The sequence below is a fragment of the Shimia sp. CNT1-13L.2 genome, from assembly GCF_024331145.1.
In the GTDB taxonomy this organism is placed as follows: domain Bacteria; phylum Pseudomonadota; class Alphaproteobacteria; order Rhodobacterales; family Rhodobacteraceae; genus Shimia.
The window spans coordinates 35,702-58,578 of sequence record NZ_JANDJO010000011.1; the positions used below are offsets into that span (position 1 = coordinate 35,702).

The 22,877-nt window shown below is 61.8% G+C and carries 25 protein-coding genes; 13 read left to right on the forward strand and 12 right to left on the reverse strand.

Annotated features, from left to right (window positions below):
• Positions 1-97 precede the first annotated feature (97 nt).
• On the forward strand, positions 98-247 hold the full coding sequence (locus NNA36_RS17490) for a hypothetical protein (RefSeq protein WP_255109414.1): 150 nt from the start codon (positions 98-100) through the stop codon (positions 245-247).
• A gap of 80 nt (positions 248-327) precedes the next feature.
• Here NNA36_RS17490 and NNA36_RS17495 read toward each other — a convergent pair whose 3' ends face one another.
• Complete coding sequence (locus NNA36_RS17495; protein WP_255109416.1) at positions 328-828, reverse strand: Lrp/AsnC family transcriptional regulator; 501 nt, start codon at positions 826-828, stop codon at positions 328-330.
• Between the two features lie 214 nt (positions 829-1,042).
• Here NNA36_RS17495 and trxB point away from each other — a divergent pair, with 214 nt between their 5' ends.
• The 4 genes from trxB to NNA36_RS17515 all read left to right on the forward strand — a co-directional run bounded on the left by trxB (position 1,043) and on the right by NNA36_RS17515 (position 6,949).
• Positions 1,043-1,984 (forward strand): thioredoxin-disulfide reductase, encoded by a 942-nt coding sequence (gene trxB, locus NNA36_RS17500; protein ID WP_255109418.1) that lies wholly within the window; start codon positions 1,043-1,045, stop codon positions 1,982-1,984.
• A 117-nt stretch (positions 1,985-2,101) separates the two neighbouring features.
• Positions 2,102-3,781 (forward strand): adenylate/guanylate cyclase domain-containing protein, encoded by a 1,680-nt coding sequence (locus NNA36_RS17505; RefSeq protein ID WP_255109420.1) that lies wholly within the window; start codon positions 2,102-2,104, stop codon positions 3,779-3,781.
• Between the two features lie 137 nt (positions 3,782-3,918).
• On the forward strand, positions 3,919-5,997 hold the full coding sequence (locus tag NNA36_RS17510) for a bifunctional sulfate adenylyltransferase/adenylylsulfate kinase (protein ID WP_255109422.1): 2,079 nt from the start codon (positions 3,919-3,921) through the stop codon (positions 5,995-5,997).
• 115 nt (positions 5,998-6,112) lie between these two features.
• The gene (locus NNA36_RS17515) at positions 6,113-6,949 is read left to right on the forward strand and encodes a glycosyltransferase family A protein (RefSeq protein WP_255109424.1); all 837 of its coding nucleotides are present in this window, start codon (positions 6,113-6,115) and stop codon (positions 6,947-6,949) included.
• Between the two features lie 75 nt (positions 6,950-7,024).
• Here NNA36_RS17515 and NNA36_RS17520 read toward each other — a convergent pair whose 3' ends face one another.
• Positions 7,025-7,255 carry a DUF1150 family protein gene (locus NNA36_RS17520; RefSeq protein WP_255109426.1) on the reverse strand — a complete coding sequence of 77 codons (231 nt, stop codon included), beginning with the start codon at positions 7,253-7,255 and terminating at the stop codon, positions 7,025-7,027.
• A 4-nt stretch (positions 7,256-7,259) separates the two neighbouring features.
• Complete coding sequence (locus NNA36_RS17525) at positions 7,260-7,673, reverse strand: Hsp20 family protein (RefSeq protein ID WP_255109428.1); 414 nt, start codon at positions 7,671-7,673, stop codon at positions 7,260-7,262.
• A 162-nt stretch (positions 7,674-7,835) separates the two neighbouring features.
• Between NNA36_RS17525 and NNA36_RS17530 the strand changes: the two genes are divergently transcribed.
• From NNA36_RS17530 to NNA36_RS17550, 5 genes are all read left to right on the forward strand, one after another.
• Entirely contained in the window at positions 7,836-8,060 is a 225-nt protein-coding gene (locus tag NNA36_RS17530) for a YdcH family protein (RefSeq protein ID WP_255109430.1), read from the forward strand.
• A 113-nt stretch (positions 8,061-8,173) separates the two neighbouring features.
• Complete coding sequence (purE, locus tag NNA36_RS17535) at positions 8,174-8,662, forward strand: 5-(carboxyamino)imidazole ribonucleotide mutase (protein WP_255109432.1); 489 nt, start codon at positions 8,174-8,176, stop codon at positions 8,660-8,662.
• On the forward strand, positions 8,655-9,731 hold the full coding sequence (locus NNA36_RS17540) for a 5-(carboxyamino)imidazole ribonucleotide synthase (protein ID WP_255109434.1): 1,077 nt from the start codon (positions 8,655-8,657) through the stop codon (positions 9,729-9,731). Before purE ends, NNA36_RS17540 begins: the two co-directional genes overlap by 8 nt.
• A 319-nt stretch (positions 9,732-10,050) precedes the next feature.
• Positions 10,051-10,308 (forward strand): YjhX family toxin, encoded by a 258-nt coding sequence (locus tag NNA36_RS17545; protein ID WP_255109436.1) that lies wholly within the window; start codon positions 10,051-10,053, stop codon positions 10,306-10,308.
• An 8-nt stretch (positions 10,309-10,316) separates the two neighbouring features.
• Complete coding sequence (locus NNA36_RS17550; protein ID WP_255109438.1) at positions 10,317-10,838, forward strand: GNAT family N-acetyltransferase; 522 nt, start codon at positions 10,317-10,319, stop codon at positions 10,836-10,838.
• Between the two features lie 62 nt (positions 10,839-10,900).
• Here NNA36_RS17550 and NNA36_RS17555 read toward each other — a convergent pair whose 3' ends face one another.
• Together NNA36_RS17555 and NNA36_RS17560 are read right to left on the reverse strand one after the other, a co-directional pair.
• Positions 10,901-12,031, reverse strand: a complete 1,131-nt coding sequence (locus tag NNA36_RS17555; RefSeq protein ID WP_255109441.1) for an alpha-D-ribose 1-methylphosphonate 5-triphosphate diphosphatase — start codon at positions 12,029-12,031, stop codon at positions 10,901-10,903.
• Positions 12,028-12,774 (reverse strand): triacylglycerol lipase, encoded by a 747-nt coding sequence (locus NNA36_RS17560; RefSeq protein ID WP_255109442.1) that lies wholly within the window; start codon positions 12,772-12,774, stop codon positions 12,028-12,030. Before NNA36_RS17560 ends, NNA36_RS17555 begins: the two co-directional genes overlap by 4 nt.
• A 69-nt stretch (positions 12,775-12,843) precedes the next feature.
• Here NNA36_RS17560 and NNA36_RS17565 point away from each other — a divergent pair, with 69 nt between their 5' ends.
• The gene (locus NNA36_RS17565) at positions 12,844-13,314 is read left to right on the forward strand and encodes an NUDIX hydrolase (RefSeq protein ID WP_255109444.1); all 471 of its coding nucleotides are present in this window, start codon (positions 12,844-12,846) and stop codon (positions 13,312-13,314) included.
• Here the strand turns inward: NNA36_RS17565 and NNA36_RS17570 are convergent.
• From NNA36_RS17570 to NNA36_RS17595, 6 genes are all read right to left on the reverse strand, one after another.
• Complete coding sequence (locus NNA36_RS17570; protein ID WP_255109448.1) at positions 13,290-13,757, reverse strand: GNAT family N-acetyltransferase; 468 nt, start codon at positions 13,755-13,757, stop codon at positions 13,290-13,292. The two genes, NNA36_RS17565 and NNA36_RS17570, sit on opposite strands and share 25 nt — an antisense overlap.
• A gap of 39 nt (positions 13,758-13,796) precedes the next feature.
• Entirely contained in the window at positions 13,797-15,569 is a 1,773-nt protein-coding gene (locus tag NNA36_RS17575) for a calcium-binding protein (protein ID WP_255109450.1), read from the reverse strand.
• A 235-nt stretch (positions 15,570-15,804) separates the two neighbouring features.
• Positions 15,805-17,451 (reverse strand): chaperonin GroEL, encoded by a 1,647-nt coding sequence (gene groL, locus NNA36_RS17580; RefSeq protein ID WP_255109452.1) that lies wholly within the window; start codon positions 17,449-17,451, stop codon positions 15,805-15,807.
• 40 nt (positions 17,452-17,491) lie between these two features.
• Positions 17,492-17,779: a co-chaperone GroES gene (locus NNA36_RS17585; protein WP_255109454.1), complete on the reverse strand. Its 288-nt coding sequence runs from the start codon at positions 17,777-17,779 to the stop codon at positions 17,492-17,494.
• Between the two features lie 182 nt (positions 17,780-17,961).
• Positions 17,962-18,615 carry a sulfotransferase family protein gene (locus NNA36_RS17590; protein ID WP_255109456.1) on the reverse strand — a complete coding sequence of 218 codons (654 nt, stop codon included), beginning with the start codon at positions 18,613-18,615 and terminating at the stop codon, positions 17,962-17,964.
• A complete protein-coding gene (locus NNA36_RS17595) occupies positions 18,612-19,271 on the reverse strand; it encodes a DUF2161 domain-containing phosphodiesterase (RefSeq protein WP_255109458.1) in 660 nt (219 codons plus the stop codon). Before NNA36_RS17595 ends, NNA36_RS17590 begins: the two co-directional genes overlap by 4 nt.
• Before the next feature lie 164 nt (positions 19,272-19,435).
• On the opposite strand from NNA36_RS17595, the gene NNA36_RS17600 reads away from it, so the two are divergent.
• Together NNA36_RS17600 and NNA36_RS17605 are read left to right on the forward strand one after the other, a co-directional pair.
• Positions 19,436-20,446 (forward strand): TraB/GumN family protein, encoded by a 1,011-nt coding sequence (locus NNA36_RS17600; RefSeq protein WP_255109460.1) that lies wholly within the window; start codon positions 19,436-19,438, stop codon positions 20,444-20,446.
• 150 nt (positions 20,447-20,596) lie between these two features.
• Entirely contained in the window at positions 20,597-21,517 is a 921-nt protein-coding gene (locus tag NNA36_RS17605) for a manganese-dependent inorganic pyrophosphatase (RefSeq protein ID WP_255109462.1), read from the forward strand.
• Between the two features lie 152 nt (positions 21,518-21,669).
• Here NNA36_RS17605 and NNA36_RS17610 read toward each other — a convergent pair whose 3' ends face one another.
• Positions 21,670-22,839, reverse strand: a complete 1,170-nt coding sequence (locus tag NNA36_RS17610; protein ID WP_255109464.1) for a winged helix-turn-helix domain-containing protein — start codon at positions 22,837-22,839, stop codon at positions 21,670-21,672.
• Positions 22,840-22,877 lie beyond the last annotated feature (38 nt).

Consider the following 22,877-nt stretch of genomic DNA (forward strand, 5'->3'; position numbering starts at 1 on the left):
TTCCTGCCCCATCCCTGCCCCAATTCGCGGCGACATTAGGGGCAAGGCAGGAAACAGAGTGTTCACCAGATCGAACACAAACCCAAGGAGCAAACACATGCGCAAGAATGCACGTTTCACCCAATCCATCGTCGCAGCTGCCAAGCAGGACGTCCCGGCAATGCCTTGGGCCCGTGGTGCCCGTCGCGCCGCATTCATCGCCAAGCGCAAAGGCCTTGACCTGATCGAAGAAAAACAAGCCGCGTAAATCGCCGCATTTCACACGCAAAGAGGGCCGCGCGGAACATCCGACGCGGCCCTCTTTGCATTTCTACCTTCAGGTGTGGCTCACGCCTCGCGGTTCAGACGCTCTTCAAGCACGTCGAACGGCACGCCCGGTTCATCCTTGGCACCGCGAATGACCAGCGAGGTTTTCACACTTGCCACGTTGTCCGCCTTGAGAAGGTCTTCCGTCAGAAAGCTCTGGAAGGTCGACAGGTCGGGTGCCACGCATTTCAGGATGAAATCCACCTCACCGTTCAGCATGTGGCACTCCCGCACAAGCGACCAGTTGCGGCAGCGCTCTTCAAAGGCCGACAGGTCGGCTTCGGCCTGGCTCACCAGCCCCACCATCGCAAAAACCTGAACCTCAAAGCCCAATTCGCGCGCGTCCACATCCGCGTGATAGCCGCGAATAAAGCCCGCCTCTTCAAGGGTGCGCACACGGCGCAGGCAAGGCGGAGCCGAAATTCCCACGCGTTTTGCCAGTTCAACGTTGGTCATACGACCATCGGCCTGCAATTCGGCCAGGATTTTGCGGTCAATCGGATCAAGCCGGGTGCCGGGCATACTGAGTCTTTCCCTGTGGAATTTGCGGTTCTTATAACACCGCATACAGGACGCGCAATATTGTTTCGCGTTAGCGCAACATAAGATTGCACCTGTTTCCAGCAGATGCCAAGATTTTGAACACACGTCCTTTTGCCCCCTCACGGGGTTTTCGCGCGGGCCATCGATGGCTATATCCGGTCCCTGACATTTGCTGCAATTCGAAAGGTGCCCCATGGCGGAAACGAAACACACCAAGGTTCTGATCATCGGTTCGGGCCCCGCAGGCTATACCGCGGGCGTCTACGCAAGCCGCGCCATGCTGAACCCGATCCTCGTGCAGGGGATCGAGCCGGGCGGCCAGCTGACCACCACCACCGAGGTCGAGAACTATCCGGGTTTCACCGAGGTCCAGGGTCCCGACCTGATGATCAAGATGCAGGAACACGCCGCCGCCATGGGCTGCGAGATCATCGGCGACATCATCACCGAACTCGACACCTCCGCACGCCCCTTCACCGCCAAGGGCGACAGCGGCACGATCTACACCGCCGACGCGGTGATCCTTTGCACCGGTGCGCGCGCCAAATGGCTGGGCCTTGAGTCGGAAGAAAAGTTCAAGGGCTTCGGCGTCTCTGCCTGCGCCACCTGTGACGGTTTCTTCTATCGCGGTCAGGAAATCGTGGTCATCGGCGGCGGCAACACCGCTGTCGAAGAGGCGCTGTTCCTCACCAACTTCGCCTCCAAGGTCACCTTGATCCACCGCCGTGACGAGCTGCGCGCTGAAAAAATCCTTCAGGACCGCCTGTTCAAGAACGAGAAAATCGAACCACTCTGGTTCCATGAACTCGACGAAGTCTACGGCACTGACACCCCGCTTGGCGTTGAAGGCGTCAAGGTCAAGAACGTGAAAACCGGCGAGATCACCGACATCCCGGCCAAGGGTGTCTTCGTCGCCATCGGCCACGCCCCTGCCAACGAGTTGGTCAAGGATGTTCTCGAGTTGCACAACGGCGGCTATGTCACCGTCAAACCCGGCACCACCGAGACCTCGATCCCCGGCGTTTTTGCCGCTGGCGACCTGACCGACCACAAGTACCGCCAGGCCGTGACCTCGGCCGGCATGGGCTGCATGGCCGCGCTCGACGCCGAACGTTTCCTGGCCGAACAGGAATAACCAGACCTCCGGCCTGTCGCCTTGGCGGCAGGCCACCTTTGTGCACCCCCGCACAGCCTCCGCGCCTTGACCCAGTCGCCGCCACAGGCCACCTTTCCCAAAGCAAAGGAGCCGCGCGTGAACAGACTCTGGCACGGAACTTGGACAGCGAAACTGCGCATTGCCTCGGGGCTGGTGCTGTTTGCCTATGTCCTCTTTCACCTGATCAACGTCGGCCTCGGCCTGTTCTCGCTCGATCTCATGGAGCGGTTTCAGGACGCCCGTCAGCTGATCACCCGGTCCGGCCCCGGCGGCCTCCTGCTCTATACCGCCCTGCTGACACACGCCGGCCTCGCCCTCTACCGTCTGGCCCGTCGCCGCACCCTTCAGATGCCGCTGCACGAAGGCCTGCAAATCCTTCTCGGCCTCGCCATCCCGTTCCTGCTGATGACACACTTCGTGCACACCCGTGTCGCGCACCAGCTTTTCGATCTCAATGATCGCATGGGCTATGTCACCGGCCTGATCTGGGCCACCCCGTCCGGACGCACGCAGGCGATCCTTGTTCTGGTAACGTGGGTCCATGCCTGCATCGGCCTGCACATGTGGTTGCGTATCACGGACTGGTGGCGACGCCTCGTGCCGCTCTGGATCGGCCTTGCAACGCTGATCCCCGCCTTTGCCCTTGCCGGTTTCATGGTGCAGGGCCGCCAGCAACGGGCCCGCTTCTTCGACGCCGACACCTTCGCAGAGCTTGCGACCACCTACAATTGGCCCACCCCCGAGGCCTTCGCCCGATTGCTCGACATCACGCAGAAAGGCGACCTCGCGCTCTGGGCCATCCTCGGCCTCACCGCCGCAATCTTCGCCATCCGCAAGTTCGCCACCGCACGCCGGTCCGTAAGGGTCAGCTACATCGACGGCCCCGAGATCAGCGGCGAACGCGGCATGACGCTTCTGGAAATGTCGCGTGCAAACGGCATCCCGCACATGGCGCAATGCGGCGGCCGCGGCCGCTGCACCACCTGCCGCGTTGTGGTCGAACAGGGCGCAGACCTTTTGCATCCGCCCTCACCCCAGGAACAGGCCTCGCTCGCCGCCGTCAGCGCGCCGCCAAACGCCCGTCTCGCCTGCCAGATTCGCCCGACAACCCCGGCCACCGTCCTGCGCGTCTTCCGCCCCGACAGCAACCGTCAACGCGCCCACGACGCCCTTGGCGAAGAAAAGGTCCTCGCGCTCCTCTTCCTCGACATGCGCGGTTTTACAGCGCGTACGGCAGGCCAATTGCCCTACGACGTGGTTTTCCTTCTGAACCGTTTCTTCGATGCCATCGTGCCGTCGATCACCGGCGCCGGCGGCACGATCGACAAATACCTCGGCGACGGGCTGCTTGCGATCTTCGAACAGGACAGCCCAGAAGACTCGGCCAGGGCCGCCCTTTCCGCGGCACAGGGCATCGGCGCGGCGCTCGAAACCTTCAACAAGGTGCTCGCCACCGAAGGCGCGGACCCGCTGAAAATCGGCATCGGCCTCCACCTCGGCGATCTTGTCCTCGGGGAAATCGGCGCCGCCGACAACGCCCCGCGCACCATCATTGGCGACACCGTCAATACCGCCAGCCGCCTTGAGGGACAGACCAAGGAACTGGGTGTCGAACTCCTGGTCTCCGCCGATCTGCTGCGCGCCGCAAATATCCCTCTCGAGGGGCTGACGCTGACCGCGCTCACGTTGCGCGGCGTCTCCCACCCGGTCGATGCTCTGCCGGTTGTTCAGGCAAGCACCCTGCCGGACGCTCTCGTAATACGCAAAAAACCTTGAAACGCGGGCATGCCGCTCGCGCTGCGTTGCAGCAATGCAACGGCGGCATTTTTCTGCCCACCACCCGAGATTGTGCTTCCCTCAAAGACCATTTCGTGCGATGCGTTCACGCGTGAACACACTTAGAGTCGTTTCTTATGTCGTCCCAGATGACCAAACCCAATTTTGAAGAAGAAGACCTGCTCTTCCGCCTCCTGCGCCAGCTTGATACCGCGCCGGACGCTTCGCAGCGGGCCACATCTTCGGCACTCGGGGTTTCGCTTGGTCGCCTGAACGCGCTTTTACGCACCACGGCAGATGCAGGGCTGATCACCATTAGTGAACGCGCAGGCCCGGACAAACGACAACGTTTCGCCTACTCCCTGACCTCGCGGGGGGCGAAGGAAAAAGTGCGGCTCACAGACCAATTCCTTGCCCGCAAACTCGAGGAATACAACGCCTTGCACGCGGAACTCACTGGCACGGCTAGCGGCCTGGCCCCTATCAAACACAGGACCCATCCAATGCAAAACAACCTGGCTCCCATCCCCGAGCTCTACGTCTCCTACGAGAGCGCCCAGAAACTCAAGGTCGAAGCGGCCGATCTGGTCAGCCATGACCTGACCCCGCGCCAGATCTGCGACCTCGAACTGCTGATGAACGGCGGCTTCAACCCGCTCAAGGGCTTCCTGTCGGAAGCAGACTACAACGGCGTTGTCGAAAACATGCGTCTCGCAGACGGCCAGCTGTGGCCGATGCCGATCACCCTCGACGTTTCCGAAGATTTCGCCGCCTCGCTGGAAATCGGCCAGGACATCGCCCTGCGTGACCAGGAAGGCGTGATCCTCGCCACCATGACCGTCACCGACCGCTGGGAACCCAACAAGTCGCTGGAAGCCGAAAAAGTCTTCGGTGCCGACGACGATGCACACCCCGCCGTCAACTACCTGCACAACCAGGCTGGCAAGATCTACCTCGGCGGCCCGGTCACCGGCATCCAACAGCCCGTGCACTATGACTTCCGCGCCCGTCGCGACACCCCGAACGAACTTCGCGCCTACTTCCGCAAGCTGGGCTGGCGCAAGGTTGTTGCGTTCCAAACCCGCAACCCGCTGCACCGCGCGCACCAGGAACTGACCTTCCGCGCCGCGAAAGAAGCAGAAGCCAACCTGCTGATCCACCCGGTTGTCGGCATGACCAAACCGGGCGACGTTGACCACTTCACCCGCGTGCGCTGCTACGAGGCGGTTCTCGACAAGTACCCGCAGTCGACCACCACCATGTCGCTGCTGAACCTGGCGATGCGTATGGCCGGCCCGCGCGAAGCCGTCTGGCACGGTATCATCCGTAAGAACCACGGCTGTACCCACATCATCATCGGTCGCGACCACGCAGGCCCGGGCAAAAACAGCCAGGGCGAAGATTTCTACGGCCCCTACGACGCACAGGACCTGTTCCGCGCCAACGCCGAAGAAATCGGCATCGAAATGGTCGACTTCAAGCACATGGTCTACGTTCAGGAACGCGCCCAGTACGAACCCAACGACGAGATCGAAGATCGTGACAACGTCACCATCCTGAACATCTCGGGCACCGAACTGCGCCGCCGTCTGGCCGAAGGTCTGGAAATCCCCGAGTGGTTCTCCTTCCCCGAGGTGGTCAAGGAACTGCGCAAGACCAAGCCGCCGCGCTCGCAGCAGGGCTTCACCGTCTTCTTCACCGGTTTCTCCGGTTCGGGCAAATCCACCATCGCCAACGCCCTCATGGTCAAGCTGATGGAAATGGGTGGCCGTCCGGTAACCCTGCTCGACGGTGACCTGGTTCGTAAGAACCTGTCGTCGGAACTCGGCTTCTCGAAAGAGCACCGCGACCTCAACATCCGCCGCATCGGCTATGTTGCATCGGAAATCACCAAGAACGGCGGTATCGCCATCTGTGCCCCGATCGCACCCTACGCCACCACCCGCCGCGCGGTACGTGAAGACATCGAAGCCTTCGGTGCCTTCGTCGAGGTGCACGTTGCAACCACCATCGAGGAATGTGAACGCCGCGACCGCAAAGGCCTCTACAAGCTGGCGCGCGAAGGCAAGATCAAGGAATTCACCGGTATCTCGGACCCCTATGACGTTCCCGCCAACCCGGAACTGCGCATCGAGACCGAAGGCACAGACGTGGACAACTGCGCCCACCAGGTGATCCTCAAGCTGGAAAGCATGGGCCTGATCGCCGCGCAATAATCCGCGCTGCATAAACAACCTGTAGAACGCGCCAATTTGGCGCGTTCTCTTTTTTCGGGCATCACTTCATTTTCCCTGTCATAACTGTCGAAATACCTTCCAACGGAGCGCCCATATGCGGGTCATTACCCTCACCACCATTCCGCCCCGTTTCGATCACCTCCGCCCGACACTGGACTGCCTCCTCGCGCAAGAGGCCCAGATTGATCACATCCTGCTCTACATCCCCAAAACCTACCGGCGCTTCCCCGATTACGACGGCCGCCTGCCCGACGTGCCCGATGGCATCGAGATCCGCCGCGTCGACGAAGATTTCGGCCCTGCCAGCAAGGTGCTGCACGCGGTCCGCGAATTCCGCGGTCAGGACTGTGAAATCCTGTTCTGCGACGATGATCGCCTGTACCCGCCGGACTGGGCGCAAAGCCTGCTGGACGCCCGTGCCACCCACCCCGACGCCGCCATCGCACCCGTCGCCTTCGAGGTGAACAACTGGCTGGTGGAAAGCCGGATGCTCCGCGCCCACCAGCCCCGTGCCGTTGCTCGCGACAAGCTCACCGCCCTGTCACACTGGAAGGAAATGCTGCTCTGGCACATGGGCCTCTTCAAGAAACTCGGCCCCGAGCCACCGCACTTCCGCCACATCAAAACCGGAGGCTACCGCGACTTCTTCCAGGGCTACGGCGGCGTTCTGGTCCGCCCCGAGTTCTTCGACGATGACGTGTTCGACATCCCACCGGTCTACTGGGCGGTGGATGACATCTGGCTGTCGGGCATGTTGGCCAAGGCGGGCACTCCGATTTGGGTTCCCGCAAACCTGCGCGGCGGCCCCGACTGCACCACCGCCCATGACTCGGCCCCGCTCTACAAGGCCGTCATCGACGGCGCAGACCGGGAACAGGCCGACCGCGCCTGCTGTCTGTACTTCCAGCAGGAACACGGCATCTGGTTATAAGCTTAACCCCAGCACCGGACACATGCCGCCGCTGACAAGCCACGATTATGGGTAAGGTCTAAAGCGCGAAAACGCCTAGTGCACCGTTACCGGCGCATAGTCGTTCTGGCGCGCAAGGATGAAGGCCAGCTTGCGCTCCTTCACCAGCGCCAGCCGTTCCCCGTCACTCGCAGCGCAAACCGCATAGAGAACATCCGCCCCCTCAGCCTGCTCCTGAAGGTCTTCCGGCAGGTCCGCCACGGCCACCTCGCGGACATAGACAAGGCGGTCTTCGACCTCCGGGCCGAAATCATAAGTGCTGTGCATCGGCTTACCCCTTGTTGATCTGGATGGTCTGAACGATCGTCTCGGGGCGTGACCGGGTCAGGTCGATGTGCAAAAGGCCGTTCTCCATCGCGGCCTCCCCCACGTCGACACCATCGGCCAGCACGAAAGACCGCTGGAACTGACGCGCAGCGATTCCACGGTGCAGGAACACGCGGTCTGCCCCGTCATCGGTCTGACGGCCCCGGATCACCAACTGGCGATCTTCAACGGTGATCGAAAGATCTTCCTCGCGGAACCCCGCCACCGCAAGGGTGATGCGGTAGGAATAATCCGACGTTTGTTCAATATTATAAGGGGGATAGCCTTCGTTACCGGTTTTCGCGGTGCGTTCCAAAAGGCGTTCCAGTTGCTCGAAACCCAACATGTGCGGGTAAGAACCCAAGCTCATTTTCGTCATCGACACGTCCTTACAGTCAAGCGACAGTCCTACTTCGCGGGCCCCGTTGCGGCGACCCGTTAACACTGAATATGGGAAAGCCCGCCGACAACTGCAAGGGCTTTGCACAACCCACTCGAAACGCTATGATTTAGGCACCAATAAGCAAGGGAATCCCCCGCAATGAATGCCCCCCGTGACCTGTCGATGAAAACCGATGACGTACTGAGGGTCGAGCTGGAGGTTTTCAAGCAGGAACACCGCGATCTCGACGATGCCATCCACGCCCTTGTCGAACGCGGCACCGGCGATCAGCTCACGATCCAGCGCCTGAAAAAGCAGAAACTGCGCCTCAAGGACATCATCGCCAAGATCGAGGATCGCCTGACCCCCGACATCATCGCCTGATCCTACGCAAAACGGCGCTGTCCCCCTTCTTTTGCGGCCTTTCGCCCCGTCATCGGCAATTGCGAAACCCGCAGCTTTCTCTATAAGGCAAAACTCCTAAGGCGGAGACCATCATGACAGACATCAAGGTTGGAATCATCATGGGCAGCCAGTCCGACTGGCCCACCATGAAACTTGCGGCAGATATCCTCGACGAACTGGGGATTGCCTACGAGAAAAAGATCGTGTCGGCCCACCGCACCCCCGATCGTCTGTGGACCTATGGCAAAGAGGCCGCGGGCCGTGGCCTTCAGGTCATCATCGCCGGTGCCGGCGGTGCGGCGCACCTGCCGGGCATGATGGCGTCTAAAACCCGCGTGCCCGTGGTCGGCGTTCCCGTCCAGACCCGCGCCCTTTCCGGTGTCGACAGCCTGTATTCCATCGTCCAGATGCCCAAGGGCTTTCCGGTTGCCACCATGGCGATTGGTGCTGCGGGTGCCTCGAATGCGGGCCTGATGGCCGCCGGCATCCTCGCCCTGCAAGATCCTGCCCTGGCCGAGCGTCTCGACGCCTGGCGCGATGCCCTCTCCGCCTCGATCCCGGATGAACCGCAAGATGACTGATCCCCTTCTCCCCGGTGCCACCATCGGCATTCTCGGCGGTGGCCAGCTTGGCCGCATGCTCTCGGTTGCCGCCTCGCGCCTCGGCTACAAGTGCCACGTGTTTGAACCGGGCATGAACCCGCCCGCCTCGCATGTCGCCGACGCCGTGACCCGCGCCCCCTATGACGACACCGAAAGCCTTCTGGCCTTCGCCGACAGCGTCGACGTCATCACCTACGAATTCGAGAACATCCCCACCGCCGCGCTTGACGCGCTCGAGGCCCACAAGCCGATCCGCCCCGGCCGCGAGGCCCTGCGCGTCAGCCAGGACCGCCTTGTCGAAAAGGAATTCCTGCAAGGGCTGGGCCTCAAGACCGCCCCCTTTGCCGCCGTCGACACGCTGGATGATCTCAAGGCCGCCATCGACACCATCGGCATGCCCGCGATCCTCAAGACCCGCCGCTTCGGCTATGACGGCAAGGGTCAGGCCCGCATCAAGACCGCCGATGACATCGAACAGGCCTTCACCGACATGGCCGGTGCGCCCGCGATCCTCGAAGGGTTTGTCGATTTCTCGCACGAAGTGTCGGTGATTGCCGCCCGTGGCCTCTCGGGCGACGTGGCCTGCTTTGATCCGGGCGAGAACGTCCACCGCGACGGCATCCTGCACACCACCACCGTGCCCGCCACCCTGACCGCCTCGCAACGCATGGACGCCGTGCTTCTGGCCGCCCGCATCCTGAACGAGCTGCAATACGTCGGCGTCATGGGGGTCGAACTCTTCGTGACACCACAGGGCCTGATCGTGAACGAGATCGCCCCGCGCGTTCACAATTCCGGCCACTGGACCCAGAACGGCTGTGCCATCGACCAGTTCGAACAACACATCCGCGCCGTGACCGGCCTGCCCCTCGGTGACGGCCAACGCCACAACGATGTGGTCATGCTGAACCTGATCGGCGATGACATGGACCAGGTGCCGCAACTTCTCAAGGACGGCAACTGCGCCCTTCACCTCTACGGCAAGGAAGAGGTCAAGGCAGGCCGCAAGATGGGCCACGTCAACCGCATCCAGCCCAAGGCCGAGTAACCCTCGCGCCCCGGGCAGCGGCATCATTGAAACGGAATGCGGACCATCGGTGAGGGTCCGCACTTCCCGCCGCCGGCGGGGGGAAACGGGCAACACTCGCCCGTGGAAGATCCCACGCGCATTGACGGCTCTCCGATCAGAACCTACCTAAGGCCACACGCGAGGCACCACGCCTCCCGACACGGAGATTTTATGAAAGAGACCCGGGCATAACGCCCGTTCCTGGCGACCCAATTCAGGAACACTCGCATTGATAGGAACACTCACGCGCGACGCTGAGTGGCCTGTTTCTGTACTTTCGTAAAATCGAGACCTCACAATGAACATCTCAAAGCACGAGCAACGTGTTTTGCATGAACTCGCCCTTGGCGGGTCCATTCACCATGAACGCCTGGAAAACGGCAAGATACACGACGTCACCTGCTACACGCGCGAAGGCCACGTCCTGACCGACTGCACCCTAAGCGTTTTCACCCGCCTCCTGAAACGGCGCCTCATCCGCTCGAAAAACGGAGCCCCCTACCGCGCATCGCCACTGGGGATCAAATCCGTGCGCGCGCAAATGAACCAACGATAGGACACACCATGCACCAGCAAGACATCGACGCCATCAAAGACGTCCACCTCAAAGCATTCGGCCCCGACGAGGGGCCGGACATCGCCGCGCTCGCCAGCGCCCTCCTCGCCCGCCAAGACACGATTTTGATCAGCGCAAAGCGCGCGGGCAAAATCGTCGGCAACGTGCTGTTCACCCCGTTCATCTTTCAGGACCAGCCAGAGATCCAATGCCACCTGTTGGCCCCCTGTGGCGTCATGCCTGACCATCAGGGGCAGGGCGTGGGAAAAGAACTGATGGAAACCAGCATCGACCACCTGCGCACCATCGGCACACAGGCCGTCTTCGTGCTCGGCGTGCCCACATTCTATCCGCGCTACGGCTATGCCCCGACAGACAAGCAGACCCCCTACCCCGATCTCTTGACCCTCCCGAACTCATGGATGGCACTGGAATTGCAGAGGGGAACACTGGCCAAACTAACCGGCAAGACACTGGCGGTCGCGCCGATCATGCCCGCCGTCTTCTGGGACACATCCGTCTTCGACTAACCGATCAAACAAGGCCTCTTTCCCGCCTTGGGGAAGAGGCCTCCAAAACCGGGCGTCCCGACTTAGCCCAGAAACCGCTCGGCCACGGCCCCCGACAGGTAACTCACCCGCCCCGCCACAAAGGTCGCGCCAATCCGCCCGCTCTCGGGCTCCATCACCACGAGGTCGGCGCGCTTGCCAATGCTGATCTCGCCCCGATCCGTCAGCCCCAGAACCCGCGCCGGACCAGAAGACACCAGCCCCCAGGCGGTCTCGAACGGCAGCACGCCACCCTCGACAAGCCGCGCCACCGCCTGCCGCATCGCCGGATAGTGATAGTCCGAGGCAATCGCATCCCCGATCCCGTCCCGCAGCAAATCTGTGGCCGAGACATTGCCCTTATGCGAGCCGCCCCGCACCACATTGGGCGCACCAAGGATCACCGCATCCCCGGCCGCATGAGCCGCTTCCGCCGCCTCCCGCGTTTCCGGAAACTCGGCCAGCGAAACACCCATGCCGCGCCACTGCAACCGCCCCTCGGCGGTATTGTCGTCATGACTTCCCAGCAAGACACCCGCAGCCGTCAACCGCGCCGCCAGCGCCGAAACCGCCTCCGGCACCTCGCCCCGACGATCGTGCATGTCCCGCAACAGCGCATGATGCGCCTCCGGACTGCGCCCGCTTTTCAACGCCTGCCCCGTCAGCCGCGGCGGCTTCTTGCCCTTGGCCAGTGCGTCATGCGGCAGGTGATCGTTGAACACCACATACCCCGCACCACTGTCGGCCACCAAAGCCTCGAAACGCGCATACTGATCAAGCATGTGGGTCTCGAACCGCAGTTGCAACCGCATGTCCGTCAAAAGCCCCTCTGCCGCGCCCAGCGCCGCACAGAACCGCTCTGCGAAATCCGGCCCGCGCATCCCGCCTTCCCAGGAAAAGAACTGCGCCAGCGTCGCCGTGGTGATCCCGTTACAGGCCAGTTCCGCATCCACGCTCTCCAGCCCGATGCCGATGTTGTTGACCGCCCCGCGCCGCGGTGCCACGTGGCGTTCGAACCCGTCGCCATGCGTATCCACCAGCCCCGGCAGCACCCGGAACCCGCTGAGGTCAATCTCGCGCCCGTCGCCGTCCTCGGCAATGCACCCGTCCGCAAGACACAGGTCACCAATGGCAAGCCCCTCGGGCCGCAACACGTCCGCTCCGCGCAGTATCACTTGGGCAACTCCTCGCCGAATGTGAGAACATCCCCAAAGCTCATGTCGTGGTGAAACCGCCCATGTGCCAGGAAATAGACGGTTTCCGCGATCACATGCGGAGAATTCATCATGAAGGTATGTGTAACGGGCAATACGATATGATCCGTCATGCCTTCAACCTTTGTCGAGTCGACAGAGACCTTTCCGTCATCCGCCCCCTCGATCAGGATCGACGTGAACGGATTGAGCGAGCGGCTCCCCGCCACGATGCCCAGCTCGAATTCCACCGCGGGCAACTGCGTCGACACCCCGTCGGTGCCCATCTGCACACCGGCAGGGCCGTTGAAAAACCGAAAGGCATCGTCCCAGCCCTCGATCACCTCGCCCCAGGATTTCATCTCGTCCACCAGTTCGGTGCCGTGATTGGGCGGTCCGAGCATGACGACGCGGCCAAGGTTCGGCGGCCGGTGCTCGGCCAGCCACAGGCGCGTCAGGATACCACCCATCGAATGGGTCACGAAATGCACCCGCCCCTCGCCACACCGCTTGATGGCCTCTGGCAACAGCGGATCCACCAGTTGCTGCACCTCGGCCCGCGTCGAGGCATAGCCGGGGCGCACCACCTCATAGCCCTCGGATTTCAGCGCCGCCTCCATCACCACGAAAGACGCCTCCGTCCGCGCAAGCCCGTGCAACAGGATCACGCAGTCTGCCATCGCCGGCAGGGGCATCAGGGCCAAAAGAGTGGCTAGAACTCGCATGGCCTTGAGATAACCCCTCGCCCGCGCCTAAAAAAGGGGGAACACACCCGCAACAAGGCCCCCACCCGCATGAATTCGCCCCGATTGGCCGCCCGCGCCCTGATCCTGCATGACAACCGCCTGCTTCTGGTCAACGCTTTCCCCGGCGAACACGACGATCTCTGGTGCGCGCCCGGCGGCGGCGTCGAACGCAATGCCTCTCTCCCTGACAACCTCAAACGCGAAATCCACGAGGAAACCGGCCTCACCATCGCCGTGGGCACCCCCTGCCTGATCAACGAGTTCCACAACCCCGACGACCGCTTTCACCAGGTCGACATCTACTTCCGCTGCACCATCACCGCAGGCACGCTCTCGGACGACTGGCAAGACCCCGAGGCCGTGGTCACCCGCCGCCGCTTTTTCTGCCGCAACGAGATGGACGCCCTGCGTTTCAAACCCGACAGCCTGCCCGAGGTCGCATGGAGCACATCCGGCCTCAGCTATGATCCCTTGGAACTTCTGGTGAAACCGAGTCAGCCCATGAAGGGCGGCGCATAGACAAGCGTCTCTTCCGGCGTGTCGGCATCTATCTTCGGCGAAAACAGCCCGGTGTATTCCACCGGAAAGGGCGTGGTCAGATTGCCCGCCCGGCCATAGTCAAACCCGAACCGCGCGTAATAGTCTGGATCGCCCAGCACCACCACCGGCGCATTGGCATAGTCCACCGCCATCTGGCAGAGCGCCGCGCCGATGCCCTTCTTCTGCCGCTTGGGATCAACCGACACAGGCGCCAGCGCAAGCCACCCCGCGGGCGCCTGCATGCGCGACAGCGCCACATGCCCCACGATACGCCCCCGATCCTCGGCCACCAGCTCCAACGCCATGTAGCCTCCGGCCCGCAGCGCCACGCAGAGATCGGCCTCGTCCGGTTGCCCGAACGCCCGCTTCACCACCTGCGCCACCTGCGCCGTATCTTTCTCGACAAACCCGCGAATAATCATGGCGCGACCCTAGGCGGGCCGCCCCACAGGTGCAAGCGCCTAGCCGATGATGATGTCATCGAGGAAGATATTGAGGTTGGTCACACCCTTCACGGTCAGGATATTGCCGCCGCCAAAATCAAAAACGGCATTGCCACCAACCACCTGCCCAAGGGCCACGACATCGGCCGCAGTCTGCCCCGTCAGCCCAAGGGCGGTTTCGTCAAGGAAGAGCTCGTCGATATCGTTCTGGAACGCGGTGACTACATCTTTGCCGTGGTTGAAATGGAAATCATCCGCACCGCCACCACCGTTCAGCGTGTCATTGCCAAGACCGCCCTTCAGCACGTCCTTGCCATTGCCACCCACGAGCTGATCCCAACCCTTGCCACCCAGCAGAACATCGTTGCCCTTGCCACCGAGCAACCGGTCCTTGCCGTCCTGGCCGCTCAGCGTGTCATTGCCCTGCCCGCCATTCAGCGTATCGTTGCCAGACCCGCCTTCCAGCCGGTCAAACCCCTTGTCACCGCTCAGCTTGTCCTTACCCTTGTAGCCACGCAGCACGTCCTTGCCGTCGCGCCCGTACATGTCATCCCCCTGCGCCGTCCCGCCAAGCGTATCCGCACCATTGGTGCCAACATGTTTTGCTTCGAAAACACGGGTGGAAACACCGTTGCGGTCACCGTCCACATACCAATCGGTCCAGGTCACCGCGATGGCACCATCTTCGAGAACAGTCACATCCGGCTGCCAGTCCCAGTTGCCGTCGCCTGTGCTTTCCGAGATCAGGACCGAGTCCTCGACACGCTCGCCAGCCGCGTCAAAGCGGGTGAGATAGGCGTCGTATTCGTCATATTGCTGGGTCGCGTTGTAATACTTGTGCACGGTGACAATGACAAAACCACCATCGGGCAATGCAGCGATCCTAGTGTTGCTGACACTGCCCACGTTCGCCCCTTGCACCACGACATCCCCAAGCGGAACACCTGTCTTGCTAAAGACTTGCCCCACACCGCTGACCTTGCCGCTCACAGCATCCTTACCCCAACCAACGACGACAAAAGTCCCGTTCTTGAGCGTTGCAACATCCCAGGCGCCCTCATCCGAGTCGGGAAGATCCAGCACCGGGAACTGTGCCCCGATTTTTGATCCGTCACTTGCAATGAGTTGGGCAAAAGAACTGGTCGCGGTCGTGTTGCCCTGGTTGTCATACTCCGGCTGCTGCCAGGTCACGACAAAATCGCCGTTCTTGAGGGCAGTGATCTTGGCGGCATATTGCTTGCCCGCCGTCACGGAGTTCACGGCAATCTCTGCGCCGATCTTGGTGCCCGAGCTGTCAAATCGCTGCGCCCGGATGCCAAGGCCGTCTCCGTCCTGCCCTTCGCTGACCCATGTGATCATGAACCCGCCCGTTTTCATGGGCGCAATCTCGGGACTGTCCTGCGCACCAGTTGTAAAACTGTTGATCTGGAACTGCGGCCCTTTGGGCGTGCCGTTTGCATTGAAGATACGCGCCACAACCTCGGTGTTTTCGTCGACACTGTTCCATGTGTTCCACGTCACCACCCATTCGCCGTCCCGCAGGATCTCAACACGCGGATTGGACTGCGAGATCGTGTTCGAGGTGTTCACCAAAACATTGCCACCCACGGCATTTCCATCGGCATCATAGCGCTGAAGATAAATGCTATTGCCCACGCCGGTCGGCCCGTAGGACTCCCAGACAACAAGGTATCCCCCATCCGGCAACGACGTGATGCGCGGATCGTCCTGATCCTCGGTGGTATAGGTATTGACGCGGGTCTCGGGGGTGAAAGGAACAAGAAAGCTCATCATGTACTCCAAAATAACTCTGATGAAAGGCCGGGTATGAATTGTAGGCACTCTACCCCAGAATCGGCATCGCTCTAAGAGCAAAAGCCACCCTGCGCCGGAAATACGCAACAAGCGGCACAAGGAAACGGCAAAGGCCAGGAAACTCTTCTTGACGTCACCCAACCGCCCTCAACCAAAAAGAAAAGGGCCGCCCGAAGGCGACCCTCTCTATTTCCTGACGGAAACGGCGTGATTACATCATGCCGCCCATGCCGCCCATGCCGCCCATGTCGGGCATGCCGCCGCCTGCGCCTTCTTTGGCGGGCTTGTCGGCAACCATGGCTTCGGTGGTGATCAGCAGGCCAGCAACCGATGCCGCATCTTCCAGAGCGGTACGGGTTACTTTCGCCGGGTCGATCACGCCGAACGAGAACATGTCGCCATATTCTTCGGTCTGAGCGTTAAAGCCGAATGCGGTGTCGGTGCTCTCGCGGACTTTGCCCGCAACAACGGCACCGTCAACACCCGCGTTCTCTGCGATCTGGCGCAGCGGCGCTTCGATGGCTTTCTTGACGATGGTGATACCGGCGTTCTGGTCGGCGTTTGCACCTTCCAGACCTTCCAGAGCCTTGCCGGCCTGAACCAGGGCAACACCACCACCAACGATGACGCCTTCCTGAACGGCTGCGCGGGTCGCGTTCAGAGCATCGTCCACACGGTCCTTACGCTCTTTCACTTCCACTTCGGTCATGCCGCCGACGCGGATAACGGCAACACCGCCTGCCAGTTTGGCAACGCGCTCTTGCAGCTTCTCACGGTCGTAGTCCGACGAGGTCTCTTCGATCTGGGTGCGGATCTGGGCAACACGTGCTTCGATCTCGGCCTTCTCACCAGCACCGTCAACGATGGTGGTTTCGTCTTTGGTGATTTCGATCTTCTTGGCTGTGCCCAGCATGTCCATGGTGACCGACTCGAGCTTCATGCCGAGGTCTTCCGAGATCACCTGACCACCGGTCAGGATCGCGATGTCCTGCAGCATGGCCTTACGACGGTCGCCGAAGCCCGGTGCTTTAACAGCAGCAATTTTCAGGCCGCCGCGCAGCTTGTTGACAACCAGGGTCGCCAGCGCTTCGCCTTCAACGTCCTCTGCAATGATCAGCAGCGGCTTTTGCGACTGGATCACCTGCTCGAGCAGCGGAACCATCGGCTGCAGCGACGAGAGTTTCTTCTCGTGCAGCAGGATCATGCAGTCGTCGAGCTCTGCGATCATCTTGTCGGTGTTGGTGACAAAGTACGGCGACAGGTAGCCACGGTCGAACTGCATACCTTCAACAACATCGGTCTCGGTTTCCAGACCTTTGTTTTCTTCGACGGTGATGACGCCTTCGTTGCCTACCTTCTGCATCGCGTCTGCGATTTGCTGACCGATTTCGGCTTCGCCGTTGGCCGAGATGGTGCCAACCTGAGCAACTTCAGCCGAGTCTTTTACGTCACGGGCCGAGGCTTTGATGCCTTCAACAACCTTGGCAGTCGCCAGGTCGATGCCGCGCTTCAGGTCCATCGGGTTCAGACCGGCAGCAACCTGCTTCAGGCCTTCACGAACGATGGCTTGCGCCAGAACGGTTGCGGTGGTGGTGCCGTCGCCGGCTTCGTCGTTGGTGCGCGATGCCACTTCCTTGACCATCTGCGCGCCCATGTTCTCGAACTTGTCTTCCAGCTCGATCTCTTTCGCAACCGAAACACCGTCCTTGGTGATGCGCGGTGCGCCGAACGACTTGTCCAGAACCACGTTGCGGCCTTTCGGGCCCAGGGTCACTTTAACGGCGTCGGCCAGAATGTTTACGCCGCGCAGCATTGCGTTGCGGGCATCGGTGTCGAACTTTACGTCCTTAGCAGCCATTGTGCTTTACCTCTTGGAATTCTTTGTAACGGTCAGACGATCAGGCAATGATGCCCATGATGTCGGATTCTTTCATCATCAGCAGCTCTTCGCCGTCGACGCTGACTTCGGTGCCCGACCATTTGCCGAACAGAACGCGGTCGCCCGCTTTGACGTCCAGCTCGATGCGGCCGCCCTTGTCGTCACGCAGGCCTGCGCCCACGGATACAACTTCACCCTCGGCGGGCTTTTCTTTTGCGCTATCGGGGATGATCAGACCGCCTGCGGTCTTTTCTTCGCTTTCGGTGCGACGTACCAGCACGCGGTCGTGCAGAGGTGTAAGTGCCATTGTCTAGGTTTCCCTAACTAAGTAAGTGTCTCCCTGACTCCATTCAGCGGAGCCGTTAGCACTCCCTGTCGGCGAGTGCTAACGGCGAAATAGCTAGGCACCTCCTAGACCCGAGTCAACAGGATAATCCGAAAAATCTTGATGGCTTTTTCAGGAAAGCAGAAACCGGCCTGCCGCCGGGATCACGCCTCGTAACCGAACATCTCGAAATCCGCCCGGTACCGATTGTAGAGATAGGCCTTCTGATCCGACCGCATCCCTGCAACGGTGATGCCCTCCGCCGCCTTCGACGCATTGGAGCGCGGCAACACCATGTCCCGCCCAAACACCCTCTTCAACAGCGGGCCAATCTCTGCATCCAGCCGCTCAAGGTGAAACACGTGATCCACGATCACCTGCCCGGAGGCATCCGTTACATAATCCACCTGCCGCGCCATGTGCCGCGCCAGGTCGCCGAAACTGTTCCTGGCCTCCTTGCGGATGAAGGCGTCAAACCCGTCATACAGATCGTCCGGCACCGGCTTGCCCTTCTTCATCCGCGCCGTAATACGATAACGGTACTCGCTCACGATCCGGTCAAACGGATGGCGCACCACCGCGAAACTGGTGAACCGCTGATAATCCCCGGCGCTGATATGCCCCATCTCCACGTATTCCCGCGCATAAAGATGGGCGAGCTTGCTCGGCCCCCGCGCGGGGTCGTCATTCGGCCCCATCACCAGCTGGTCCCGATCCTTCCACGCAATGCCCAGCGCCTTCAGGAACACCCCCTCGATGCTCTGCCCTCCGGTCTTGGGGATATGCACGAACACCACCTCATGCTGCCGCGAAATCATGTCTCCGCCTCCAGCATCGCGCGCCCCGCGTCGCTCAGGTCATAGACCCCGACCGCCACCTTCTCGAACCAGCCATAGTGATTGTCCCGCATCATCCGCGTGGCCGCCACCACCTCGGCCCCGCTTGCCACGACCGCGCCCTTGCTGGCGCCATGTTCCGCAAGGAATTTGGCACAGCGCATCATCTCCTGCTTATAGGCCGTGGTCACCGCGCCCCGCGTGCCGCCTTGGTTGGGATCCCCCCGACGCCGGTCAAACTCCTTCAACAGGGCGCCCCGACGCGGCTTTGACTTGCGCGGGCGGTATTCCACCGGATCACAATGCGCCTGCACATGCCCATCCTCAAGCCGCACCGACAACACTCCGATCCCCAACCGCTTGCACAGACCCACGTTGCCCTTGAAAGTCCGCCAGCCCGTTTTCCCGGCCCAGCGCGGCACCGCCACGTAAACCCAGTCCGACACCCGCTGCCGCGCCACCGCCTGCTGCAACAGGGTCAGCGAAAATCCGGTCTTCAACTCCACGATCACCGGATCATCCTCGCCCCGCCGCGCCACGACATCCGCCGCACCGACCTCGGCCTTGACCTCGAATCCCCTGTCCTCAAGCCACGCCTTCACCGGCGCATACAACTCTGTCTCGCTCACCCTTGCCATGCCCCAAGACCTACCCTCTCCCTCGCGCCCTGCCAAACCCGTTCTTCAATGCACGCACAAATACTCCGGGGTGAATGGGCGCCCCCGCGCCCAGAGGGGCAGCGCCCCTTGTCGCGCCACTTTCACCTGCTAGGGTGCGCGCAACCTCCCAAAAGGACTTTCCCGTGACCCGTTTCCTGTCATTCCTTGTCACCCTCCTCTTCGCCGGCACCCTGCACGCCGCCTGCACCGGCCCCTCGCAGTTCCACGCCCTGCCCACGGCAGACCAAACCACCCTGCGCGACCAAGCCGCCAAGACCGCCTACCCCGAGGGCATTCTCTGGCAGGTCGAGAAGGATGGCATCACCTCCTACATCCTCGGCACGATGCACTTCCCCCATCCCGACCACGCCCGCACCATGGCCCGCATCACCCCGCTGATGGACCGCGTCGATCAGGTCTTTGTCGAGATCACCAAGACAGACGAACTGGCCATGATGCGCCGCCTCACCACCTCGCCCGATCTCTACCTCATCACCGAAGGGCCAAGCCTGCTCGAACGCCTCGGTGAAAAGGCCTGGAACGATCTCAAACCCCGCCTGCAAGCCAGCGGCATGCCCCCTTTCATGGCCGCCCGCTACCAGCCGTGGTTCCTCGGCCTCGCCCTCTCGGCCCCGCCATGCGTTCTGCAAGACATCAAAAGCGGCCTGAAAGGCATCGACAAAAAGGTGATGGAGATCGCCACCGCCGCCGACCTGCCCCTGTCTTCGCTCGACAAGGTCGACACGCTCCTGGCCCTTCTCGCCTCCGATCCCATCGACAAACAGGTCGAGGATTTCCGCAAGGGCCTCGCCTTCGGCTTTGATGGCAGCAACAATATCGAGGCCATGCAGGCCCTCTACTTCGACGAGGAGATTGCCCTGGTCTGGGAATTCGCCGTCTTTGACGCCCACGCCAAAAACCGCGCCACCGATGCCATGCCCGCGGCCGAACTCGACGCCCAGCTCGCAACCTTCACCGACAGGCTCGTGACCGCCCGCAACGGCGCATGGCTCGACACACTTGCCCCCGCCCTGTCGCAAAGCCCCGCCTTCGTCGCGGTCGGCGCCCTCCACCTGCCCGGCCCCGACGGCCTGCTTCTCGGCCTCGAACGCCGGGGCTTTACCGTCACCCGCCTGCCCCTCGCCGCCGAATAAGCCGCGCAAGACAAGAATTGCTGCATTGCAGCAACAGTTTTCCACCAGCCGCAGACCTCTCGTCGCAGCCCCATTTGCAGGGCGTGACAAGGATCACCACACCCCCTATAAGGCGCGCAAAATCCCGCATTCCATGAAGGACCACAGATTATGACCACCCTCGTCTTCGGCCACAAATCCCCCGACACCGATTCCACCGGCTCGCCGCTGGTCTGGGCCTGGTACCTGAACGAAGTCAAAGGCGTTGACGCCAAGCCGGTTCTGCTTGGGCAGCCCAACACCGAAGCAGCCTTCATGCTGAACCGCTGGGGCTTTGACATGCTCGACATCATCGAAGACGTGGCCGACGATCAGGCCTGCGTTGTCGTCGACACCAACAACCCCGCCGAACTGCCCGCCAACATCAATGGCGCCGACGTTCAGGCCATCATCGACCACCACAAGCTGGTCGGCGGTCTGGAAACCAAAGGCCCGATCGACATCACCATCCGCCCGCTGGCCTGCACCGCCACCATCATGTACGACCTGATGGGCGACGACGCTGCCAAAATGCCGGAAAACATCAAGGGCGCGGCCCTGACCTGCATCCTGTCGGACACGCTGGAATTCCGCTCGCCGACCACCACCGACCGTGACCGCGAAGTGGTTGCCGCGCTGGCCGCCGATCTGGGCGTCAACGTCACCGAATACGCCGCTGAGATGTTTGCCGCGAAATCCGACGTCTCGGCCTTCTCGGATGCCGAACTGATCCGCATGGACTCGAAAGAATACGAAGTCGACGGCACCAAGTTCCGCGTGTCGGTTCTGGAAACCACCGCACCGGAAATCCCGCTGAACCGCAAGGCCAGCCTGATGGAAACCTTCAAGACCGTCGCCGCCGAAGACGGTGTTGACGAGGTTCTGCTCTTCGTTGTCGACATCCTGAAAGAAGAAGCCACCCTCCTGGTGCCCAACGACCTCGTCAAAGGCGTTGCCGAGAAAAGCTTCGGCGCATCTGTTGAGGGCGACGCGGTTGTCCTGCCCGGCATCATGTCGCGCAAAAAGCAGATCATCCCGAACCTCAAGGTCTGATCTTCTTCGCCATCGTTTTGAAAGGCCCCGCAAACTGCGGGGCCTTTTTGCCTTCGGCGAGAGTATTTTTGGTGCATTGAAGCCGGGGGCCCCTCTTCAATGCACGTCAAATACTCCGGGGTCCGGGGCAGCGCCCCGGCGGCCTGCTGGGGTCAGGACATCTCGGTGCGCCAAATGACCTGCTCCACCCCGGCAAACCGCGCCAGCCGTGCAAGCTCTGCCTCCAGACGGTCAAACCGACTGCGCGGCCACTTGACACCCGCCTCGGGCCAGAACTTCTGAACCACCAGCTCCCCCGCCTTGCGATCAGCCTTGATTTCTGCGCGCCCCACAAAGCGATCTCCTTCGAGGATCGGGAACACGTAATAGCCCCAGACCCGCTTTTCGGCGGGTACAAACATCTCGTTGCGATAGTCAAAGCCGAACAGCCGCTTCAGGCGCTTGCGATCGCGCACGGCAGGGTCAAACGGGTTCAGGATGCGCAGCCGTGATGTGGGCGCGGTCACTGCCTCCAGCCGGGCTTTGATGTCCAGCGGGGCCAGCGCCGTGCTCCACTCCCCCGAAGCGGCCTGCACCTGAACCTCCTGCACCTCCCCGGCCACATCCGCACACCAGCCCTTGACCTCATCGGCACTGGCCGCGTCCCAGAACTGCTGGATCTCGCCCCGCGTACCAACCCCGATCCGATCAAGCGCCGCCCGACACAGCCAGTCCAGCTGCGCCGCATCCGACATCTCGACCGCGGCCAGTTCGGGCGGAAACACCCGTTCGGCAAGATCATAGACCTTGGTGAAATTCACCCGGTGACAGGTCGCCAATTCGCCCGCGTACCACATGCAATCCAGCGCCTTCTTATGCGGGGGACGCGCCCACATCTCGCGCGCGCCCTCCACCTTGGTGTCAAACGCCTGCGTCGACAGCGCCCCTTCCCGCGCGATCCGCGCTTTGATCTCGTCCCGCGCCGCCTTGTCCGGCAGCCCCCTGAACCACCCCGCCCGATCCAGCTGCGCCTGCTTGCGCCGGAACTGCCTGCGCCACATGGGCAGGAAGTCCATCGGCAGGACCGAGGCATCATGGGTGAAATGTTCAAACACCGCGCGATCCCGCGCCAGCAACCGGTCCAGCATCGGTTCGCGGTAATTTTGGTTGCGGCTCCACAGGATATGATGATGCGCCCGCGACACCACCTGGATCGTGTCCAGCTGCACAAAGCCCAGCCTGGTGATCATCTCCAAAAGATCCAGCGGCCCGGTGGGTGTCTTGTCCAAACCCTGCACCGACAACCACAGATGCCGGGCCTGCCGGTTGGGAATTTTCAACATGGTCCGCCCTCCTGCCCTGCCTGAACGCCCATCTTCCC

What these genes read in the sequence shown, in the direction of transcription:
- NNA36_RS17490 (WP_255109414.1), top strand. Translation starts at nt 98, where the DNA reads ATGCGCAAGAATGCACGTTTCACCCAATCCATCGTCGCAGCTGCCAAG.
- NNA36_RS17495 (WP_255109416.1), bottom strand. Translation starts at nt 828, where the DNA reads ATGCCCGGCACCCGGCTTGATCCGATTGACCGCAAAATCCTGGCCGAA.
- trxB (WP_255109418.1), top strand. Translation starts at nt 1,043, where the DNA reads ATGGCGGAAACGAAACACACCAAGGTTCTGATCATCGGTTCGGGCCCC.
- NNA36_RS17510 (WP_255109422.1), top strand. Translation starts at nt 3,919, where the DNA reads ATGTCGTCCCAGATGACCAAACCCAATTTTGAAGAAGAAGACCTGCTC.
- NNA36_RS17515 (WP_255109424.1), top strand. Translation starts at nt 6,113, where the DNA reads ATGCGGGTCATTACCCTCACCACCATTCCGCCCCGTTTCGATCACCTC.
- NNA36_RS17520 (WP_255109426.1), bottom strand. Translation starts at nt 7,255, where the DNA reads ATGCACAGCACTTATGATTTCGGCCCGGAGGTCGAAGACCGCCTTGTC.
- NNA36_RS17525 (WP_255109428.1), bottom strand. Translation starts at nt 7,673, where the DNA reads ATGACGAAAATGAGCTTGGGTTCTTACCCGCACATGTTGGGTTTCGAG.
- NNA36_RS17530 (WP_255109430.1), top strand. Translation starts at nt 7,836, where the DNA reads ATGAATGCCCCCCGTGACCTGTCGATGAAAACCGATGACGTACTGAGG.
- purE (WP_255109432.1), top strand. Translation starts at nt 8,174, where the DNA reads ATGACAGACATCAAGGTTGGAATCATCATGGGCAGCCAGTCCGACTGG.
- NNA36_RS17540 (WP_255109434.1), top strand. Translation starts at nt 8,655, where the DNA reads ATGACTGATCCCCTTCTCCCCGGTGCCACCATCGGCATTCTCGGCGGT.
- NNA36_RS17545 (WP_255109436.1), top strand. Translation starts at nt 10,051, where the DNA reads ATGAACATCTCAAAGCACGAGCAACGTGTTTTGCATGAACTCGCCCTT.
- NNA36_RS17550 (WP_255109438.1), top strand. Translation starts at nt 10,317, where the DNA reads ATGCACCAGCAAGACATCGACGCCATCAAAGACGTCCACCTCAAAGCA.
- NNA36_RS17560 (WP_255109442.1), bottom strand. Translation starts at nt 12,774, where the DNA reads ATGCGAGTTCTAGCCACTCTTTTGGCCCTGATGCCCCTGCCGGCGATG.
- NNA36_RS17565 (WP_255109444.1), top strand. Translation starts at nt 12,844, where the DNA reads ATGAATTCGCCCCGATTGGCCGCCCGCGCCCTGATCCTGCATGACAAC.
- NNA36_RS17570 (WP_255109448.1), bottom strand. Translation starts at nt 13,757, where the DNA reads ATGATTATTCGCGGGTTTGTCGAGAAAGATACGGCGCAGGTGGCGCAG.
- NNA36_RS17575 (WP_255109450.1), bottom strand. Translation starts at nt 15,569, where the DNA reads ATGAGCTTTCTTGTTCCTTTCACCCCCGAGACCCGCGTCAATACCTAT.
- groL (WP_255109452.1), bottom strand. Translation starts at nt 17,451, where the DNA reads ATGGCTGCTAAGGACGTAAAGTTCGACACCGATGCCCGCAACGCAATG.
- NNA36_RS17585 (WP_255109454.1), bottom strand. Translation starts at nt 17,779, where the DNA reads ATGGCACTTACACCTCTGCACGACCGCGTGCTGGTACGTCGCACCGAA.
- NNA36_RS17590 (WP_255109456.1), bottom strand. Translation starts at nt 18,615, where the DNA reads ATGATTTCGCGGCAGCATGAGGTGGTGTTCGTGCATATCCCCAAGACC.
- NNA36_RS17595 (WP_255109458.1), bottom strand. Translation starts at nt 19,271, where the DNA reads ATGGCAAGGGTGAGCGAGACAGAGTTGTATGCGCCGGTGAAGGCGTGG.
- NNA36_RS17605 (WP_255109462.1), top strand. Translation starts at nt 20,597, where the DNA reads ATGACCACCCTCGTCTTCGGCCACAAATCCCCCGACACCGATTCCACC.
- NNA36_RS17610 (WP_255109464.1), bottom strand. Translation starts at nt 22,839, where the DNA reads ATGTTGAAAATTCCCAACCGGCAGGCCCGGCATCTGTGGTTGTCGGTG.